Source organism: Brachybacterium sp. GCM10030268 (genome assembly GCF_042666305.1).
Lineage (GTDB): Bacteria > Actinomycetota > Actinomycetes > Actinomycetales > Dermabacteraceae > Brachybacterium.
This window is the reverse complement of sequence record NZ_JBHTCW010000008.1, coordinates 65,769-84,954: the sequence shown is the minus strand read 5'-3', so window position 1 is coordinate 84,954 and position 19,186 is coordinate 65,769. Positions and strand designations below refer to the sequence as shown.

Below are 19,186 nucleotides of genomic sequence, written 5' to 3'. Positions count from 1 at the left end.
CTCCCTATCAGCGCTTCTTGCCGGTCCGGCGGCGGCGCACGATGAGCTTGTCGCTCTCCTTGCCGGGTCGCCGGGTACGGCCCTCGGGCTGACCCCAGGGCGACACCGGATGCCGACCACCGGAGGTGCGGCCCTCGCCGCCGCCGTGCGGATGGTCGATGGGGTTCATGACGACGCCACGCACGTGAGGGCGCTTGCCCTTCCAGCGCATGCGGCCGGCCTTGCCCCAGTTGATGTTGGACTGCTCCGCGTTGCCGACCTCACCGATGGTGGCGCGGCAGCGGGCATCGACGTTGCGGATCTCGCCGGACGGCATGCGCAGCTGCGCGTACGGTCCTTCCTTGGCGACCAGCTGCACGGAGGCGCCGGCGCTGCGGGCGATCTTGGCACCGCCGCCGGGGCGCAGCTCGATCGCGTGGATCACGGTGCCCAGCGGGATGTTGCGCAGCGGCAGATTGTTGCCGGGCTTGATGTCCGACTCCGGACCGTTCTCGATCCAGTCGCCCTGACGCAGCTTCGCCGGGGCGAGGATGTAGCGCTTCTCGCCGTCGGTGTAGTGCAGCAGCGCGATGCGCGCGGTGCGGTTGGGGTCGTACTCGATGTGTGCGACCTTGGCACCGACGCCGTCCTTGTCGTGGCGACGGAAGTCGATGACACGGTAGGCACGCTTGTGGCCGCCGCCCCGGTGACGGGAGGTGATGCGGCCGTTGCTGTTGCGCCCGCCCGACTTGGACAGCGGGCGGACCAGCGACTTCTCAGGGGTGTCGCGGGTGACCTCGACGAAGTCGGCGCCACTCGAGCCGCGACGACCGGGCGTGGTCGGCTTGCTCTTACGAATTGCCATGTGGGTTTCCCTCAGACTCTCTTCGGCTCCTCGGATATCGGCCGCCTCAGGCGACCGACCCTCCGAAGATGTCGATGGCTCCGTCAGTCAGGGTGACCACGGCGCGCTTGGTGTCCTTGCGCTTGCCGGTCCCGAAGCGCGTGCGGCGCGACTTGCCCTGACGGTTGATCGTGTTCACCGAGGAGACCTTGACGTCGAAGATGGACTCGACGGCGATCTTGATCTCGGTCTTGTTGGCGCGGGCGTCCACCAGGAAGGTGTACTTGCCCTCGTCCATCAGCCCGTAGCTCTTCTCGGAGACGACCGGGGCCAGCAGGACGTCGCGGGGATCCTTGTTCAGCACGGTCACTTCGACTCCTCCTTGGCGGGCTCGGCGGCCTCAGCGGCCTGGGCGCCGTCCTCGTCGTCGGAGGCCGGGGCCTCCTGCGCGGCGGCGGCCGGGGCCGACGACGCGTTCTTCGCCGCGGCGAAGGACGAGGTGGGCAGGGACACGGTGGCCTGGGCGACGAAGTCCTCCAGCGCACCGGCGGTGAAGACCACGTCGTCGGAGAGCATGACGTCGTAGGTGTTCACCTGGTCCGCGTACAGGACGTGCGCGGTGGGCAGGTTGCGCGAGCTCAGCGCGCCCAGGTCGTCGTCACGACGCACGACGACCAGCACGTGCCGGCGGTCGGAGACGTGGGACAGGGTGGTGCGGACGGCCTTCGTCGACGGCGCATTGCCGTCGAGGAGGGACGAGACCACGTGGACGCGGCCGTTGCGGGCCCGATCCGAGAGGGCACCGCGCAGAGCGGCAGCCTTCATCTTCTTCGGGGTGCGCTGGCTGTACTCGCGGGGGACGGGGCCGTGGACGGTGCCGCCACCGGTGAACTGCGGGGCGCGGAGGGAGCCCTGACGGGCACGACCGGTGCCCTTCTGCTTCCAGGGCTTCTTGCCGCCGCCACGCACCTCGGCGCGGGTCTTGGCCTTGTGAGTGCCCTGACGGGACGCCGCCTGCTGGGCGACGACCACCTGGTGGATCAGGGGCACGTTGGTCTGCACGTCGAAGATCGACGCGGGCAGCTCGACGGTGCCGGACTTGGTGCCGGCCGGATCGAGCACGTCGACAGTCAGATTCGCTGCCATCGGGCTCAGGCCTCCTTCGCGGGGCTCTTGACGGCCGAGCGGACCAGCACGAGCCCGCCCTTGGGGCCGGGAACGGCACCCTTGACGAGCACGAGGCCCTTCTCGACGTCGACCGCGTGAACGGTCAGGTTCTGGACACTGGTTCGGGCGCTGCCCATGCGGCCGGCCATGCGCTGGCCCTTGAAGACGCGACCGGGCGTGGCGGCGCCGCCGATGGAACCGGGCTTGCGGTGGTTGCGGTGCGCACCGTGGGAGGCACCGACACCGGCGAAGCCGTGGCGCTTCATGACGCCCGCGGTGCCCTTGCCCTTGGAGGTGCCGACGACGTCGACCTTCTGGCCGGCCTCGAAGATCGACGCGTCGATCTCCTGACCCAGCGAGTAGTCGGTGGCGTCAGCGGTGCGCAGCTCGACCAGGTGACGGCGCGGGGTCACGCCGGCCTTGTCGAAGTGGCCGCGCAGCGGCTGCGAGACCTTGCGCGGATCGATCTGCCCGTAGGCGATCTGCACGGCGTCGTATCCGTCGTTCTCGACGGAGCGGATCTGGGTGACGACGTTCGCACCGGTCTGCACGACGGTCACGGGGACGAGCTTTCCGTTCTCGTCCCAGACCTGGGTCATGCCGAGCTTGGTGCCGAGCACGCCGGACACGGGGCGGGCGCTCTGACCCGTCAGTTCGTTGCTCATGTCCACCTGCCTCAGAGCTTGATCTCGATGTTGACGTCCGCCGGCAGATCGAGGCGCATGAGCGAGTCCACGGCCTTGGGCGTGGGATCGACGATGTCGATCAGTCGCTTGTGCGTGCGCATCTCGAAGTGCTCACGGGAGTCCTTGTACTTGTGCGGCGACCGAATGACGACGAACACGTTCTTCTCGGTCGGCAGCGGCACCGGGCCCACAACAGTCGCGCCCGCGCTGGAGACCGTGTCGACGATCTTGCGCGCCGAGCTGTCGATCACTTCGTGGTCGTACGACTTGAGCCGGATGCGGATCTTCTGTCCCGCCATGGCGTCCTGTCTCTCTTCTTCGTCTGGCATGGATGCACCCGACCCCGGCACCCGAGGACGGGCGTGTCGGCCTCCGCGGGACATAAGAATCCAGCGTTCGGCCACCGAGGATCGGCTGCTTCTGCGACTTCTTCCCTCTGACGATGCGCACTCGATGCAGGTGCATCGTTCGCATCCTCGGGACGGACCTCATCCGGTGATCATTCGCCGTGATCCGGAGATCATGGAGAACGGAACCGGGCATGTCGGCCCGCGCAGACAACTCGAACAGTCTGCCAGACGCGCACTCGAGGCCACAAGAGGACCCCGGGTGCACCCGGTCACACGGGCATCGCGCCCGTCGGCGGAGCAGGAGGACGTCGGGCCTCGTCGACGGCGCGGCGCCCGACGTCCAGCGCGGAGGCGGTCACTTGTTCGTGCTGGGGTCCATCCCGCCCTGCAGCTGACGCTGGAAGATCATGTAGACGATCAGCACCGGCAGGATCGTGATCGTCACGGAGGCGAACATCGCCGCCCAGTCCGAGTTGTAGCCCTGCTGGGCCTGCATGTTGACGAGGCCTTGGGCGAGCACGAACTTGTCGCGGTCGGTGTTGAGCACCACGGGGATGAGGAACTGGTTCCACAGCCCGAGGAAGTTGAAGATGGTCACACTGGCCATCCCGGGGCCCGCCATCGGCAGCATCACCTGGAAGAAGGTGCGGAAATCCCCCGCCCCGTCGATCGCCGCGGCCTCCGAGATCTCCTCGGGCAGCTGCCGGAAGAAGGCGTAGAGGAAGAAGACCGTGAACGGGAGGGCGAAGCCCACGTAGGCCATGATCAGCCCGAAGTAGGTGCCCCGGATCTGCATCGACTCCATGATGAAGAACAGCGGCACCACGGCCAGGAAGAGCGGGAACGTCAGCCCCGCGATCAGGGCGTAGTAGATGATCCGCCGGCCGGGGAACTCGTAGCGCGCGAGCACGTAGGCGCACATCGCTCCCAGCAGCATCACCAGCACCAGGGCGCAGCCGACCACGAGCACCGTGTTCCCGAAGAACCGGCCGATGCCCGCCTGCTCCCACGCCCGCACGAAGTTGTCGAGGTTCAGCCGTTCGGGCAGCGCGAACGGGGAGGCGAGGATGCCGCGCGAGGTCTTGAACGAGCTGAAGACCGTCCAGATCAGTGGCAGCACCACCACCAGCGCCCACGCGGCCAGGATCGTCTGCGCGAGGATGCCGAAGGCGCGATCGCCGCCCGTGCGCTTCGTCCGCCGCGAGGCGGGCACGGCAAGATCGGGGGCCGACGGGGCGTTCTGCGTCGGGGTCTCGGTGCTCATCGGCGCTCCCTCTCCCGGGTGGAGAACAGCACGATCACGGCCATCAGCATCGTCAGCAGCGCCATGACCACGCCCATCGCCGAGGCGCGCCCGAACTGCGAGCTGGTGAAGGCCGTCTCGTACAGCAGGCGCGAGACCACGTCGGTGCTCTTGCCGATGCCGCCGGTGGGCGTCATGACGCTGACGTAGACGAACATGTCCAGCGCCAGGATCCCCATGTACACGGCGGCGGTGGAGACGTTCTCCCGCACCATCGGCAGGATGACGCCGACCGCGAGGCGCAGGCGCCCCGCCCCGTCGATGCGGGCCGCCTCGATGACCTCGGCCGGGACCGACTTGATGGCGGCGACGAACAGCACCATGTAGAAGCCGACGAGGCTCCAGACCACTGCCGCGATGATCGCGGCGAGCGCGAATCGCCGATCGCCGAGCCAGCCGATGTGCACCTCCTGGCCGAACAGGCCCAGCGGCACGTTGAGGATGCCGTTGAGCAGGCCGCCGTTGGGCGAGTAGATGAAGGCGAACAGGATGCCGACGACGACCGCGGGGATCACGTAGGGGAAGAAGCTGACCACCCGATAGATGGTGGCGCCCCGGATGCCCTGGATCCGGCCGCGGCTGTCCCCGCCCACGGTGACCAGCACGGCGAGCGCGAAGGCGAGCGTGATGGTGATCGTGGGCAGCACGATCATGTAGATCAGGTTGTTGGCCAGGGCCCTGCGGAACCCCGGGTCCTGGAACAGGGAGACGTAGTTGTCCAGCCCGATGAATCGCGGAGCCTGGGACAGGCCGCGCCAGTCGGTCAGCGAGTAGTAGAACGCCTGCAGGAACGGGGAGACCACGAACAGCACGTAGACCAGCAGTGGCAGGCCCAGGAAGAGTGCGAAGAACAGGAGCCGACCGGGGGTGAGGCGGTTCCGCGCCCCCTGCGAGCGCCTGGGGCCCGCCGGGGGCGCGGAGGTGGGGACCGCTGCCATCACTCGACGTCGAACTTCTCGATACCGTCGTCCTCGCGGACCTCGTCGATGGCGGCCTGCGACCGCTCGATGGCCTGGTCGGCGGTGATGTCGCCGTTGAGGAACTCCGCCCACAGCGGCTTGAACACGGTGCCCATGTTGTACCAGGCAGCGAAGTTGTAGTTGAAGACGTCCTCGCCGGCAGCCGTGATCATCTCGTTGACCGAAGCGAGCGCCGTGGAGCCGAAGGCGTCCTCGGGAATGGTGTCCTTGACGACGGTCATGGACGACGTGATCTCCGAGAAGTTCTGGCACTGCTGCTTCGACAGCATGATGCGCAGGAACTCCATGCCCCCGGCGCCGTTGGCGGCCTCGGCGGGGACGAAGAAGGGCTCGCCGGCGGTGCCGTGGACCGCGGCCTCGCCCATGGCGGCGGCGTCCGTGAGCATCGGAGCCGGCACACCCGTCATCCGGTAGTCCTCGGGCGTGACACCGGCCTGCTCGTTCTCGATCCAGGACCCCGACGGGTACATGACGGCATTGCCGGTGACCCATTGGGTCTGGGCCTCGGTGTGCTGGATCCCGGCCCCGCCGGCCATGAAGTAGCCGGCCGAGACGGCGTCCTCGATGGCGGTGAAGGCGGCGACGACGGCGTCCTGGTGATAGACATCGTCCTCGAGCAGGTCGAGTTTGCGGGACAGGTCCGGGCCGGCCTCCTTGATCGCCATCGACAGCGCGAGCTCGTGGTAGTAGTCCGCGGCGTTCTGACCACCCCAGGGGAACATCGCCAGGTCCTCGCTCGCCGCGGCCTCGGCGATGGTCATCACCTCGTCCCACGTGCGGGGCGGCTCCCAGCCCTTCTCCTCGAACTGGCTGGCCGAGTACCACAGGGCGAAGATCTCGTAGACGTAGTTGATCGCGTAGACCGTGCCGGAGTACGTGCCCGGATCCAGCACGCCGGGAAGCAGCGACTCCCCGACGGTGCCGCCATCCAGCGACGGTGCCTCGATCAGGGCGCCGATGTCGGCGATGCTGCCCTCGGAGATCAGAGCGCTGGCGTTCATCGACTGGGCGCCGGCGTTGTCGAACAGGTCCGGCGGGTCCCCGCCGATGAACCGGGTCTGGAGGTCGGATTGGATGTTCACGGTCGAGCTGACGTCGACCTCGGCGTCGGGGTACAGCTCGGAGTACTTCTCCCCCGCATCGACGGCGTACTGGTCCCCGTAGCCACCGTCGAAGACGATCACCTCGACGGGGTCGGAGCCCGCGACGCCGAAGGGGTTGTCGTCGCTGACGTCCCCACCGCCCTCCGGGGCAGCACCGCCACTGTCATCGTCTCCCCCGCCACCGCCCGCGGCGCAGGCGCTCAGCGCGGCCGCACCGGTACCGGAGGAAGCGAGTGCGAGGAACCGACGGCGCGAGGCGCCCAGGCGGTCCAGCGGGGTCTCCAGCGAGGAGCTCTCGGAGTCGTTCATCGTGGCCTCTTCGTCGAGTGGTGTCAGGGACGTGATGCAGTGGCACGGACCATACCCACAGCGCGTGTGACGTGAGCCTCATACGCTCGGAGCGAGTCCCGATCGTAATCGGCTGCTCCGCCCCGGTGATGCCACCGACGCACGCCCTGACGTGTCCAGCGACCGTTCGGACAAGCTTCAGCCCGGGCGCGGCCCCCTGTTCTACCGTGGGGCCATGAGTCAGCCACCGCACACCGCCTCCCCCCTGACCGCGCGCCTGTACGACCTGGAGTACCCGCGGTCCCTCGGTGTCTACAGCACGTACCAGGAAGTGCAGTCCGTCGTCGACACCCTCGCCGACAACCAGTTCCCCGTCCAGAGCACCCTGATCGTCGGCACCGATCTCAAGCTCATGGAGCGCGTCACGGGACGCAAGACCTGGGGCCGCGTGGTGGGCCAGGGCGTGCTGTCGGGACTGTGGATGGGCCTGTTCCTGGGACTGCTGCTGATGCTGATCACGCCCAGCAACGTCATGGTCATCCTGACCAGCATCCTGATGGGCATCGTGTTCTTCACGGTGTGGGCCGTGATCGGGTACGCCATGACCGGTGGCCGGCGGGACTTCACCTCCATGACCGCCACGATCCCGATGCAGTACGAGCTCCTGGTCGAGCACAAGCACGCTGATCAGGCGCGCCGCCTGCTGGCCGAGACCGGCGCCTCCCCCGCGGCGGCGCCGCAGTCGCCGGCCACCGCACTGCCCGGGCACGGCGGTCAGACGCCGCCGGCCGCCGGGTACGGCCAGTCCTGGCAGTCCCCGCAGCAGCCCTCCCCGCAGCAGCCCTCGCCGCAGCACCCTGGGCCCGGACAGGCCGCAGGCCCGCCGTCGGGCTCCCAGCAGCCGGACGCCCAGCAGCCAGGGTCACCGCAGCCCGGCGGGCGCTCCCGCCCCACCTACGGTCAGCCGGCTCCGGCCGCAGCGCCTCAGCCGACCGCGGAGGGCCGCTCCCGCAGCGGCCGCCCCAGCTTCGGCCAGCCCGCCGGCACTCCGATGCACGGCCAGTCCATGCAGGGCGAGTCCGTGCAGGGTGAGGCCGGGTCCGGCCAGGCTCCGCAGACACAGGCCGCGTCCGGTGAGGAGTACGGGGTCCCGCAGCCGGACGCCGGGCAGTTCGACGCCGCCGGCGGCCGCGGCTACGGCCAGTTCGATGCCGACCGGCCGCCGGAGCACGGGCAGGAGGCGCAGGAGAACCAGGAGCGTGGCAGCTCGGAGCGCTGAGCTGACGTGCCGATCGGCCTCCTCCACCGACGAGAGCCCCTGCCCCGCTTAGCGGCGGGCCAGGGGCTCTTCTGTGACCGGCAGGACGCTGTGACCGGCAGGACGTGACCACCCACCGCTTTCCGGACCGACGGGGTATGGCCTCCCAGTCTCATCTGCGGCCTCGGGACGCAGACACCCACCGCGCGAAGCCCGGCGGAACCGGGGCCGGGGACGGCACGGACAGCCGGGCATGCAGAAGGCCCCGGACCGGTCAACCCGGTCCGGGGCCTTCTGGATGATGCGGCGACCGTGTGCACGGCCGCCTCACCGCAACGGGGTCTCCCCCGCGCAGATCACTTCTGGATCGAGGTGACCCGGCCGGAGCCCACGGTGCGGCCACCCTCACGGATGGCGAAGCCGAGGCCCTCCTCCATGGCGATCGGCTGGATCAGCTCGACCGACATCTCGGTGTTGTCGCCGGGCATGACCATCTCGGTGCCCTCGGGCAGCGTGATGACGCCGGTGACGTCGGTGGTGCGGAAGTAGAACTGCGGGCGGTAGTTCGAGTAGAACGGGTTGTGACGCCCGCCCTCGTCCTTGGAGAGGATGTAGACCTGCGCCTCGAAGTTCGTGTGCGGGGTGATGGTGCCCGGCTTCACGACGACCTGGCCGCGCTCGACGTCCTCGCGCTTGGTACCGCGCAGGAGCAGACCGCAGTTCTCGCCGGCCCACGCCTCGTCCATCTGCTTGTGGAACATCTCGATACCGGTGACGATCGTCTTCTGCGCCTCACGGATGCCGAGGATCTCGACCTCCGAGTTGATGGCGAGCTTGCCGCGATCGACCTTGCCGGTGACGACGGTGCCGCGACCGGTGATGGTGAAGACGTCCTCGACGGGCATGAGGAACGGCTTGTCCATGTCGCGCTCCGGATCCGGAACGTTGTCGTCCACAGCGGCCATCAGGTCCTGGACGGACTTGACCCACTTCTCGTCGCCCTCGAGGGCCTTGAGCGCGGAGACCTGGATGACGGGGGCGTCCTCGTCGAAGTCCTGGGAAGCCAGCAGCTCGCGGACCTCCATCTCGACGAGCTCGAGGATCTCCTCGTCCTCCACCATGTCGGCCTTGTTCAGGGCGACGACGATGTAGGGCACGCCGACCTGGCGGGCGAGCAGCACGTGCTCGCGGGTCTGCGCCATCGGACCGTCGGTGGCGGCGACCACGAGGATCGAACCGTCCATCTGGGCCGCACCGGTGATCATGTTCTTGATGTAGTCGGCGTGGCCGGGAGCGTCGACGTGCGCGTAGTGACGCTTCTCCGTCTGGTACTCGATGTGCGAGATGTTGATCGTGATGCCGCGCTGCTTCTCTTCCGGCGCGTTATCGATCTGATCGAAGTCTCGACGCTCGTTCAGGTCCGGGTACTGCTCGTACAGGACCTTGGAGATCGCAGCGGTCAGCGTGGTCTTGCCGTGGTCGACGTGACCGATGGTGCCGATGTTGACGTGCGGCTTGTTCCGCTCGAACTTGGCCTTCGCCATGGTGGTGTCCTCCTAGGACTTCTTATCGTGGTACTTCTGGATCGGGATCGGGTTCCGTCCACGAGGACGGAGGTCCGATGGAAGCGCGGGGGAACAGGAGAAGGAGCCTACCCGTTCCCTCGGCTTCTCACTCGCCCCGGGTCTTCGCGACGATCTCTTCCGAGATGCTGGAGGGGACCTCCGCGTAGCTGTCGAACTGCATCGTGTACATCGCACGCCCCTGGGTCCTGGACCGCAGGTCGCCGACGTACCCGAACATCTCGGACAGCGGGACGAGAGCACGGATGGCCTTGATCCCGCTCACGTCCTCCATCGACTGCACCTGACCGCGTCGCGCGTTCAGGTCGCCGATGACTTCTCCCATGTAGTCCTCCGGAGTGCGGACCTCGACGCTCATGACCGGCTCGAGGAGCACGGGCTTCGCCTGGCGGAGGGCTTCCTTGGCAGCCATGGAGCCGGCGATCTTGAACGCCATCTCCGAGGAGTCGACGTCGTGGAAGGCGCCGTCGATCAGGCTGGCCTTGACGTTGACCACCGGGTAGCCGGCGATGATGCCGGATTCCAGCGCGTCCTGGATGCCCGCGTCCACGCTCGGGATGTACTCGCGCGGGATGCGACCGCCGGTGACCTTGTTCTCGAACTCGTAGAACACGCCCTCCTCGGCATCGGTCAGAGGCTCGAAGGTGATCTGCACCTTCGCGAACTGGCCGGAGCCGCCGGTCTGCTTCTTGTGGGTGAAGTCGTACTTCTCCACCGTGCGCTTGATCGTCTCGCGGTAGGCCACCTGGGGCTTGCCGATGTTGGCCTCGACCTTGAACTCGCGGCGCATGCGGTCCACGAGGATGTCGAGGTGCAGCTCGCCCATGCCCTTGATGACCGTCTGGCCGGTCTCCTCGTCCAGCTCCACCTGGAAGGTGGGGTCCTCCTTGGCGAGCTTCTGGATGGCCACGCCCAGCTTCTCCTGGTCGCCCTTGGTCTTGGGCTCGATGGCCACGTTGATGACCGGGTCGGGGAAGCTCATGGACTCGAGCTGGATCGGGTTCGACGAGTCGGTCAGGGTGTCACCGGTGGTGGTGTCCTTCAGGCCGACGAACGCGTAGATGTGGCCCGCGAAGGCCTCCTCGACCGGGTTCTCCTGGTTCGAGTGCATCTGGAACAGCTTCCCGACGCGCTCCTTCTTGCCGGTGGTGGCATTGAGGATCTGCTCGCCGGTCTTGACCTGGCCGGAGTAGACGCGCACGTAAGTCAGCGTCCCGAAGAACGGGTGCGCGGCGACCTTGAAGGCGAGGCCGGAGAAGGGCTCGTCCCAGTCGGGCTTACGGGTCAGCTCGGTGTCCTCGTCGCCCGGCTTGTGGCCGACCATCGGGGGCACGTCCAGCGGGGAGGGCAGGTAGTCGATGACCGCGTCGAGCATGGGCTGGACGCCCTTGTTCTTGAACGCGGAGCCCAGGAAGATCGGGTACGCCTCGGAGTTGACGGTCAGGGCCCGGATACCGGACTTGAGCTCGTCGACGGTGAGGTTGCCCTCCTCGAGGTACTTGTCCATGAGCTCCTCGGAGCTCTCGGCGACGTCCTCGACCAGCTTGGCGCGGTACTCGTCGACCGTGTCCTGGACGTCCTCGGGGATCGGGATCTCGACCTGGTACTGGCCGAGAGCAGCGTCGCCCTTCTTCTTGCCGAACTTGGGCATGTCCTCGGGGAAGACCTCGGGCCACTCGTAGGCCTTCATCTCGACCAGGTCGACGATGCCGTTGAAGTCGCTCTCCGAGCCGATCGGCACCTGCATCACCAGCGGCTTGGCCTTCAGACGGTCGATGATCGTCTGGACGGTGAAGAAGAAGTCGGCGCCGAGCTTGTCCATCTTGTTGACGAAGCAGATGCGCGGGACGTCGTACTTGTCGGCCTGGCGCCACACGGTCTCCGACTGGGGCTCCACGCCCTCCTTGCCGTCGAACACGGCGACCGCACCGTCGAGCACGCGCAGCGAGCGCTCCACCTCGACGGTGAAGTCGACGTGGCCCGGGGTGTCGATGATGTTGATCTGGCTGTCGTGCCAGTAGCAGGTGGTCGCGGCGGACGTGATGGTGATGCCGCGCTCCTTCTCCTGCTCCATCCAGTCCATCGTGCCGGCGCCGTCGTGGGTCTCACCGATCTTGTAGTTGACCCCGGTGTAGTACAGGATGCGCTCGGTCGTGGTGGTCTTACCGGCATCGATGTGGGCCATGATGCCGATGTTTCGGACCTTTGTGAGGTCACTGAGCACTGCGAGTGCCACGGGCTATGCCTTTCTGCAGAACGGGAGCTGGTCGACGTGCCGGAGGGCAGTCGGTGGGGTCCGCCCGCACGGGACGGACCCCACCGGAACTCACCAGCGGTAGTGGGCGAAGGCCCGGTTGGACTCGGCCATCTTGTGGGTGTCCTCGCGACGCTTGACAGCGGCGCCGAGGCCGTTGGAGGCGTCGAGGATCTCGTTCATCAGACGCTCGGTCATCGTGTGCTCACGACGCGCGCGGGAGTAGCTGACCAGCCAGCGCAGCGCCAGCGTGGTCGCACGGCCCGGCTTGACCTCGATCGGGACCTGGTAGGTCGCACCGCCGACGCGGCGGGAGCGGACCTCGAGGCTGGGACGGATGTTGTCCAGCGCCTTCTTCAGGGTCACGACCGGATCCTGGTCGTTCTTGGCACGGCAGCCCTCGAGGGCGTCGTAGACGATCCCCTCGGCGACGGTCTTCTTGCCGTCCAGGAGGATCTTGTTGATGAGCTGGGTGACGATCGGCGAGCCGTAGACGGGGTCGACGACCAGCTGGCGCTTGGGAGCGGGGCCCTTACGAGGCATTACTTCTTCTCCTTCTTCGCGCCGTAGCGGGAGCGGGCCTGCTGACGGCCGCGCACGCCCTGGGTGTCGAGGGAGCCACGCACGATCTTGTAGCGCACGCCCGGCAGGTCCTTCACACGGCCGCCGCGGACGAGCACGATGGAGTGCTCCTGCAGGTTGTGGCCGACGCCGGGGATGTAGGCGGTCACCTCGATGCCGCTCGAGAGGCGCACACGCGCGATCTTGCGCAGTGCCGAGTTCGGCTTCTTGGGAGTCTGGGTGTAGACGCGCGTGCAGACGCCGCGGCGCTGGGGCGAACCCTTGAGCGCGGGCGTCTTCGAGGCGGTGGACTTGGCGTCCCGCCCCTTGCGCACCAACTGCTGGATTGTGGGCACAGCTTCTCTTTCTGTTCAGCCATCGGCGCTGTTCGCACCGACGGATCGACTTCTTCGACCGCTCGCACGGTCGGCGACCCGAATCGCCGTCCCCATGCCCGAGGATGGTCAGCGGTTCGACCCGCCCGACGAGTGATGGCACCCGACGGGCGTCCGGAAGGACCGTGATCGGCGCCCGCGGGACGGGGCCGGGCATGGCCGCCGGTTCCGTAAATCGGGCACGCCGCAAGGATCCGCTCCTCGCGGGGGACACCAATCCGCGGCTGCCCCGAAGGGTTTTCGCGGATCTCGTCCCGGGTCACGACCAGAGGGCACTCCGGACGCAACGGCAGTCTACTGAGGCCGCGTGCATGCGGTCAAAGCTTGTGCCTGGTTCCGACGCAGATCACATCACGGCTCGTGACGGCGCGGGAGGGTCCGGCGCCCGGGGGTGGCACCGGGATGAGGGCACGCCTCAGCGCGCGCGGCGGCCTGCCTCGGCTTCTCCCACCACAAAATGGCCGTGAGCGCAGGTGCACGTCCGAAAATGGGGGTGACCCGACGCTGGCGACCATCTTTTTGCGGGCGCCATAGCAGGTGGGCGCCGACGCGGGCGCCCTAGCAGATGGGCGCCGACGCGGGCGGCCTCGACAGACCACGAGCGCGCCGCGAGGAGTTCGCGGCGCGCTCGTGATGTGCTGCCGGTCTCGGGCGAACCGGCCGTGACGCCTCGGGTCAGCGGATGCCGAGCTTCGAGGTGCAGGACGGCCATGCGCCCCAGCCCTGGCCGGCCTGGACCTTCTTGGCGATCTCGATCTGCTGTTCGCGGGTGGCCAGGTGCGCCGAGGAGGCGTACTTGCCGCCACCGAACGCGCGCCAGGTCGACTTCGTGAACTGCAGGCCTCCGTAGAAGCCGTTGCCCGTGTTGATCGACCAGTCACCACCGGACTCGCACTGGGCGAGACGGTCCCACACGGAGCCGGAGGACACCGACGGTGCGGACGCGCCGGTGTTCCCGTCGTTCTCCTCGCGCTCCGAGCTGCGGCTGGACTTGCTGCCGGAGCGCTCCTTCGCCTCGTCGGAGGAGTCGGAGCTGCTCGACTTCTCCTCGGTGTCGCTCTCGGGCTCCGGCTCGGGCTCGGGCTCCGGGGCCGGCTTGGTGCCCTCGGCGATGACCTCGGTGACCGGCTCGGTGACGACCTCCTCCGAGACCAGCTCGGACTCGGTGACCTCCCCGTCGACGGTCTTCTCGGCGTAGACCTTCTCCTTGGAGCCCTTCTTGCCCTCGGTGGTGACCTTGGTCTTGCCCTCGAGCAGCTCGTCGTCCTCAACCGTCTTGGTCTCGAACGGGATCTCCTCGGTCTCGGTCCGCTCTTCCTCGCGGACGCGCGTGACCTGGACCGTCACCCCGTCCTCGAGAGCCGTGTCCCGGCCGGGCTCGCTCGTGTCGGTGTCCTCGATGTCTCCGAGCAGACGCTCCATCGCCTCGCCGACCGTCTTCGCAGCGATCGTGAAGGTGTCCTGGCCGCGCTGGCCGACGAAGGTCACGGTCTTCGCGGTGACGACGTCGATGCCGTCCTCCACCTCGGACAGCTCGGTCTCGGGGGCCGGGGTCACGGCGGCGCCGTCGGCGTCGTAGTCGACCTCCTCGAGCACGTCGGCGACGGTGTCACCGGTGGTCAGCAGCTCCTGCTCCTCGCCATCGATGCTCACGGTGACCGGCGTGCGCTCGATGATCTGGATCTCGATACCGTCAGTGACCTGCTCACCGAGACCGGGCACGACCATATCGGTGTCCTTGACCTCGATGCCCTGGGCCTCGAGCAGCTCGGCGACGGTGGGGCTGAACGTACGCACCTGCTGCTGCTCGCCGTACACCGTCACGGCGGCTTCGTTGGAGACGGCATAGGCCGTTCCGCCGCCGCCGACGCCGACGACGGCCGCGGTCGCAGCCGCGATGATCCACGGAGTCTTCTTCACTGTTCCACCTGTTCCTCGGCCGCCACAGCGGGGCGGCAGTCGTTGCCTGAGCGCGAGTGCCCCGAGCGGGGCACGGGCGTTCCGGCACGAGCGCGCGTTCGGGGGCGAAGCGCAGCGGGGGAAGGTCGCACGGGAACTGCCAGGACCCATCGTTTCGTCCTTTTCGCCTGCTGTGAAGGCGTTCGACGAGGGTTTGGGCTCCCACCCAAGAGGTCTTTACCCGCACGTGAACTTCCGGGTCCGACAGGTCACGCCGGGCGGGCCGTCGGCTCTGCGCCGCGTGGTCCCGCCCACGCGTCCCGCCCACGGGATCCGCCCACGTGAGCCGCCCACGGGGCCGCCCACGGGGCCGCCCACGGGTCCCGCCCACGGGTCCCGCCCACGGGTCCCGCGAACCCGGTTCCCGTCGTCGACGCCCACGCCGGGCTCAGGAGGGACTGCGCAGCCCGCACAGTGCTCCGCTGGGTCCCCGGACGCGACGAGGGGCGGCCCCACCGAAGTGGGACCGCCCCTCATGCCGGTCACGCGGGCCGGTCCGCCGGGCACCCCCGCAGGGTCCTCAGCGCAACGACGCCGCAGCCGTCAGCGACTCAGCGGAAATCCGTGCGGAACGGATCGGCGTAGTCGATGTCGTCCAGGTTCACCGCACCGGTCTGACCGAAGCCGGAGAAGTCCAGCTCGTCGTATCCGGGCACCTGGTACATCTGCGCCTTGGCCTCGTCGGTCGGCTCCACCGCGATGCGGCGGAACCGAGACAGGCCGGTCCCGGCGGGGATCAGCTTGCCGATGATGACGTTCTCCTTGAGCCCCATGAGCGAGTCGCTCTTGCGGTTCAGGGCGGCCTCGGTGAGCACGCGGGTGGTCTCCTGGAAGGAGGCCGCCGACAGCCACGAGTCCGTCGCGAGGGACGCCTTGGTGATGCCCATCAGCTCCGGACGACCGGAGGCGGGCTGCCCGCCCTCGGCGAGCATCCGGCGGTTCTCGCGCTCGAACGCGACCCGCTCGGCGAAGTCGCCGGGCAGCAGGTCGGTGTCACCGGACTCGATGATCGTCACGCGACGCAGCATCTGGCGCACGATGACCTCGATGTGCTTGGCGTGGATGTCCACGCCCTGCGAGATGTACACCTTCTGCACCTCGTCGACCAGGTGCTGCTGCACGGCGCGCGGGCCGAGGATGCGCAGGACCTGCTTCGGGTCCACCGAGCCCTGCGTGAGCTGCTGGCCGACCGCGACATGGTCGCCGTCGCCGATCAGCAGGGTCACACGCTTGGAGACCGTGTAGGTGACCGGGTCGGAGCCGTCGTCCGGCGTCACGGTGATCCGGCGCTGCTTGTCGTTCTCCTCGATCTCGGCGCGACCCGCGAACTCGGTGATCGGCGCGAAGCCGGCCGGGGTGCGGGCCTCGAAGAGCTCCTGGACACGGGGCAGACCGTGGGTGATGTCGCCGTCGGCGCTGGCCACACCACCGGAGTGGAACGTACGCATGGTCAGCTGCGTGCCGGGCTCACCGATGGACTGGGCCGCGACGATGCCGACGGCCTCGCCGATGTCGACCAGCTGGCCGGTCGCGAGCGAGCGGCCGTAGCACTGGGCACAGGTGCCCACTGCCGAATCGCAGGTCAGCACCGAGCGGATCTTGATCTCGCGCACGCCGGCCGCGACCAGCTGCTCGATCTGGACGTCGCCCACCTCGAAGCCGGCCGGGGCCGCCTCCTCGCCGTCGGCGCCGATGGCCGCAGTGGCCAGGACGCGTCCGTACGCCGTGGACTCCACGTGCTCGTGGGTGCGCAGCGCGCCGGCCTCCTCGACCGCGATCGGGATGACCAGGCCCTTGGTGGTGCCGCAGTCGTCCTCGCGGACGATGACGTCCTGCGAGACGTCGACCAGACGACGGGTGAGGTAGCCGGACTGTGCCGTCTTCAGCGCCGTATCCGCCAGGCCCTTGCGGGAGCCGTGCGAGGCGATGAAGTACTCCAGGACCGAGAGCCCCTCCTTGTAGTTGGAGAGGATCGGGCGCGGGATGATCTCACCCTTGGGGTTGTTCACCAGGCCGCGCATGCCGGCGATCTGGCGGATCTGCATCCAGTTGCCGCGGGCGCCCGAGTCCACCATCCGGTAGATGGTGTTGGTCGACTCGAAGTTCTCACGCATGGCGTTGTCGACCTCGTTGGTCGCCTCGGTCCAGATGTCGATGAGCTCCATGTTGCGCTCGGCCTCGGAGACCAGACCGAGGTCCCGGTTCTCCTGGACCTGGGCGGCCTTGGCCTCGAAGCGGGCGACGATCTCCGCCTTGTTCGGCGGGGTGACGACGTCCGAGAGCGCGAAGGAGGCACCAGAGCGGGTCGACCAGGAGAAGCCGTAGGACTTCAGCGCGTCCAGCGACGCGGCGACCTGACCCTTGTCGTAGCTCTCGGCCAGCGCGTTGACGATGCCGCCCAGACGCTTCTTGCCGACCTGGCCCTGGACGAACGGGAAGTCCTCCGGCAGCGCCTCGTTGAAGTAGACGGTGCCCAGAGTGGTCTCCAGGGTGATCGGGTCACCCTCGGTCCACCCCTCCGGGGCCTCCCAGTCGTTGCCGGGAACGATGTCGGTGAAGCGGATCTTCACCGGGGCGTTCAGGTGCAGCTCGCCGCGATCATGGGCCATGATCGCCTCGGCCTCCGAGGCGAAGGAGCGCCCGGCGCCCGGGACGTCCTCGCGCACGGTGGTGAGGTGGTACAGACCGATGACCATGTCCTGCGCGGGCATGGTGACCGGGCGGCCGTCCGAGGGCTTGAGGATGTTGTTCGAGGACAGCATCAGGATGCGGGCCTCGGCCTGGGCCTCGGCCGACAGCGGCAGGTGGACAGCCATCTGGTCACCGTCGAAGTCCGCGTTGAACGCGGCGCACACGAGCGGGTGGAGGTGGATGGCCTTGCCCTCGACGAGCTGCGGCTCGAACGCCTGGATGCCCAGACGGTGCAGGGTCGGGGCACGGTTCAGCAGCACCGGGTGCTCGGTGATGACCTCTTCGAGGACGTCCCAGACCTCCGGACGCGCCCGCTCGACCATCCGCTTGGCCGCCTTCACGTTCTGCGCGTGCGAGAGCTCGACCAGGCGCTTCATGACGAAGGGCTTGAACAGCTCCAGCGCCATGCCCTTGGGCAGGCCGCACTGGTGCAGGCTCAGCTGCGGGCCGTTGACGATGACCGAGCGCGCCGAGTAGTCCACGCGCTTGCCCAGCAGGTTCTGACGGAAACGCCCCTGCTTGCCCTTGAGCATGTCCGAGAGCGACTTCAGCGGGCGGTTGCCCGGTCCGGTGACCGGACGGCCGCGCCGGCCGTTGTCGAACAGCGAGTCGACCGACTCCTGCAGCATGCGCTTCTCGTTGTTCACGATGATCTCGGGAGCCCCGAGGTCCAGCAGCCGCTTGAGGCGGTTGTTGCGGTTGATCACGCGACGGTACAGATCGTTGAGATCGGAGGTCGCGAAACGGCCACCGTCCAGCTGCACCATCGGACGCAGATCCGGGGGGATGACCGGGACGCAGTCCAGGACCATGCCGGCCGGCGAGTTCGTGGTCGAGCGGAAGGCGGAGACCACCTTGAGGCGCTTCAGGGCGCGGGCCTTCTTCTGGCCCTTGCCGTTGGCGATGACCTCGCGGAGAGCCTGGGCCTCCCCCTCGAGGTCGAAGTCCTGCAGGCGCTTCTGGAGCGCCTCGGCGCCCATGCCGCCCTCGAAGTAGGTGCCGTAGCGCAGCTTCATCGCACGGTAGAGCTGCTCGTCACCCTCGAGGTCGGCGACCTTCAGGGACTTGAAGCGCTCCCACACCGCGGTGACGCGAGCGATCTCGGCGTCGTACTTCTTGCGGATCTGGGACTGCTCGCGCTCGGAGGAGTCGCGGACCTTGCGCTTCGCGTCGGCCTTGGCGCCCTCCTCCTCGAGCTGGGCGAGGTCCTTCTCGGCGGAGACGGCACGCTGGTTGATCGCGGAGTCGCGCTCGTTCTCGAGCTCCTTGATCTCCAGGTCGAAACGGGCCTGCAGCTCCGGCATGTCCTCGTGGCGGGCCTGCTCGTCCACCGCGGTGATCATGTACGCGGCGAAGTAGATGATCTTCTCGAGATCCTTCGGCGCGAGATCGAGCAGGTAGCCCAGACGGCTGGGAACGCCCTTGAAGTACCAGATGTGGGTGACGGGAGCGGCGAGCTCCACGTGACCCATGCGCTCACGGCGCACGGAGGACTTGGTGACCTCCACGCCGCAGCGCTCGCAGACGATGCCCTTGAAGCGCACGCGCTTGTACTTGCCGCAGTAGCACTCCCAGTCCCGGGTGGGGCCGAAGATGCGCTCGCAGAACAGGCCGTCCATCTCGGGCTTCAGGGTGCGGTAGTTGATGGTCTCCGGCTTCTTGACCTCGCCGTGGGACCAGCCGCGGATGTCATCGGCGGTGGCGAGGCCGATGCGCAGCTCATCGAAGGTGTTGACGTCGAGCACAGGTGTCCTTCTCTCGATCGGAAGTCGTGGGGTCTGAGGG

15 protein-coding genes are annotated in these 19,186 nt (G+C 68.1%); 1 reads left to right on the top strand and 14 read right to left on the bottom strand.

The window, feature by feature from the left end; genetic code table 11:
- Positions 1-7: 7 nt before the first annotated feature.
- From rplB to ngcE, 8 genes are all read right to left on the bottom strand, one after another.
- On the bottom strand, positions 8-844 hold the full coding sequence (gene rplB, locus ACFQRD_RS12100; protein WP_377019988.1) for a 50S ribosomal protein L2: 837 nt from the start codon (positions 842-844) through the stop codon (positions 8-10).
- 46 nt (positions 845-890) lie between these two features.
- Entirely contained in the window at positions 891-1,193 is a 303-nt protein-coding gene (rplW, locus tag ACFQRD_RS12095) for a 50S ribosomal protein L23 (RefSeq protein WP_377019989.1), read from the bottom strand.
- Positions 1,190-1,969: a 50S ribosomal protein L4 gene (gene rplD, locus ACFQRD_RS12090; protein WP_377019990.1), complete on the bottom strand. Its 780-nt coding sequence runs from the start codon at positions 1,967-1,969 to the stop codon at positions 1,190-1,192. Before rplD ends, rplW begins: the two co-directional genes overlap by 4 nt.
- A 5-nt stretch (positions 1,970-1,974) precedes the next feature.
- Entirely contained in the window at positions 1,975-2,655 is a 681-nt protein-coding gene (gene rplC, locus ACFQRD_RS12085; protein ID WP_377019991.1) for a 50S ribosomal protein L3, read from the bottom strand.
- An 11-nt stretch (positions 2,656-2,666) separates the two neighbouring features.
- Positions 2,667-2,975 (bottom strand): 30S ribosomal protein S10, encoded by a 309-nt coding sequence (gene rpsJ, locus ACFQRD_RS12080; protein WP_038371325.1) that lies wholly within the window; start codon positions 2,973-2,975, stop codon positions 2,667-2,669.
- 406 nt (positions 2,976-3,381) lie between these two features.
- Complete coding sequence (locus tag ACFQRD_RS12075; protein WP_377019993.1) at positions 3,382-4,290, bottom strand: carbohydrate ABC transporter permease; 909 nt, start codon at positions 4,288-4,290, stop codon at positions 3,382-3,384.
- Positions 4,287-5,267 carry a carbohydrate ABC transporter permease gene (locus ACFQRD_RS12070; RefSeq protein WP_377804354.1) on the bottom strand — a complete coding sequence of 327 codons (981 nt, stop codon included), beginning with the start codon at positions 5,265-5,267 and terminating at the stop codon, positions 4,287-4,289. Before ACFQRD_RS12070 ends, ACFQRD_RS12075 begins: the two co-directional genes overlap by 4 nt.
- Positions 5,267-6,721: an N-acetylglucosamine/diacetylchitobiose ABC transporter substrate-binding protein gene (gene ngcE / locus ACFQRD_RS12065; RefSeq protein ID WP_377804352.1), complete on the bottom strand. Its 1,455-nt coding sequence runs from the start codon at positions 6,719-6,721 to the stop codon at positions 5,267-5,269. The genes ACFQRD_RS12070 and ngcE overlap by 1 nt, the downstream gene beginning before the upstream one ends.
- A gap of 214 nt (positions 6,722-6,935) precedes the next feature.
- On the opposite strand from ngcE, the gene ACFQRD_RS12060 reads away from it, so the two are divergent.
- Entirely contained in the window at positions 6,936-7,979 is a 1,044-nt protein-coding gene (locus ACFQRD_RS12060) for a general stress protein (protein ID WP_377019997.1), read from the top strand.
- A 335-nt stretch (positions 7,980-8,314) separates the two neighbouring features.
- On the opposite strand, the gene tuf is transcribed toward ACFQRD_RS12060, so the two are convergent.
- The 6 genes from tuf to ACFQRD_RS12030 form a co-directional block, all read right to left on the bottom strand.
- Positions 8,315-9,502, bottom strand: coding sequence for an elongation factor Tu (gene tuf / locus ACFQRD_RS12055; RefSeq protein WP_377019998.1), 1,188 nt, complete (start codon positions 9,500-9,502; stop codon positions 8,315-8,317).
- Between the two features lie 127 nt (positions 9,503-9,629).
- Positions 9,630-11,777: an elongation factor G gene (gene fusA, locus ACFQRD_RS12050; protein WP_377804350.1), complete on the bottom strand. Its 2,148-nt coding sequence runs from the start codon at positions 11,775-11,777 to the stop codon at positions 9,630-9,632.
- Between the two features lie 90 nt (positions 11,778-11,867).
- The gene (rpsG, locus tag ACFQRD_RS12045) at positions 11,868-12,338 is read right to left on the bottom strand and encodes a 30S ribosomal protein S7 (protein WP_377020000.1); all 471 of its coding nucleotides are present in this window, start codon (positions 12,336-12,338) and stop codon (positions 11,868-11,870) included.
- Positions 12,338-12,712, bottom strand: coding sequence for a 30S ribosomal protein S12 (rpsL, locus tag ACFQRD_RS12040; RefSeq protein WP_377020002.1), 375 nt, complete (start codon positions 12,710-12,712; stop codon positions 12,338-12,340). The genes rpsG and rpsL overlap by 1 nt, the downstream gene beginning before the upstream one ends.
- 714 nt (positions 12,713-13,426) lie before the next feature.
- A complete protein-coding gene (locus ACFQRD_RS12035; protein WP_377804348.1) occupies positions 13,427-14,671 on the bottom strand; it encodes a resuscitation-promoting factor in 1,245 nt (414 codons plus the stop codon).
- A 590-nt stretch (positions 14,672-15,261) separates the two neighbouring features.
- Complete coding sequence (locus ACFQRD_RS12030) at positions 15,262-19,146, bottom strand: DNA-directed RNA polymerase subunit beta' (RefSeq protein WP_377020005.1); 3,885 nt, start codon at positions 19,144-19,146, stop codon at positions 15,262-15,264.
- Positions 19,147-19,186: the final 40 nt, after the last annotated feature.

Coding starts and splice junctions, on each gene's coding strand:
- rplB (WP_377019988.1), bottom strand. CDS start 844: ATGGCAATTCGTAAGAGCAAGCCGACCACGCCCGGTCGTCGCGGCTCG.
- rplD (WP_377019990.1), bottom strand. CDS start 1,969: ATGGCAGCGAATCTGACTGTCGACGTGCTCGATCCGGCCGGCACCAAG.
- rplC (WP_377019991.1), bottom strand. CDS start 2,655: ATGAGCAACGAACTGACGGGTCAGAGCGCCCGCCCCGTGTCCGGCGTG.
- rpsJ (WP_038371325.1), bottom strand. CDS start 2,975: ATGGCGGGACAGAAGATCCGCATCCGGCTCAAGTCGTACGACCACGAA.
- ACFQRD_RS12075 (WP_377019993.1), bottom strand. CDS start 4,290: ATGAGCACCGAGACCCCGACGCAGAACGCCCCGTCGGCCCCCGATCTT.
- ACFQRD_RS12070 (WP_377804354.1), bottom strand. CDS start 5,267: ATGGCAGCGGTCCCCACCTCCGCGCCCCCGGCGGGCCCCAGGCGCTCG.
- ngcE (WP_377804352.1), bottom strand. CDS start 6,721: ATGAACGACTCCGAGAGCTCCTCGCTGGAGACCCCGCTGGACCGCCTG.
- ACFQRD_RS12060 (WP_377019997.1), top strand. CDS start 6,936: ATGAGTCAGCCACCGCACACCGCCTCCCCCCTGACCGCGCGCCTGTAC.
- tuf (WP_377019998.1), bottom strand. CDS start 9,502: ATGGCGAAGGCCAAGTTCGAGCGGAACAAGCCGCACGTCAACATCGGC.
- rpsG (WP_377020000.1), bottom strand. CDS start 12,338: ATGCCTCGTAAGGGCCCCGCTCCCAAGCGCCAGCTGGTCGTCGACCCC.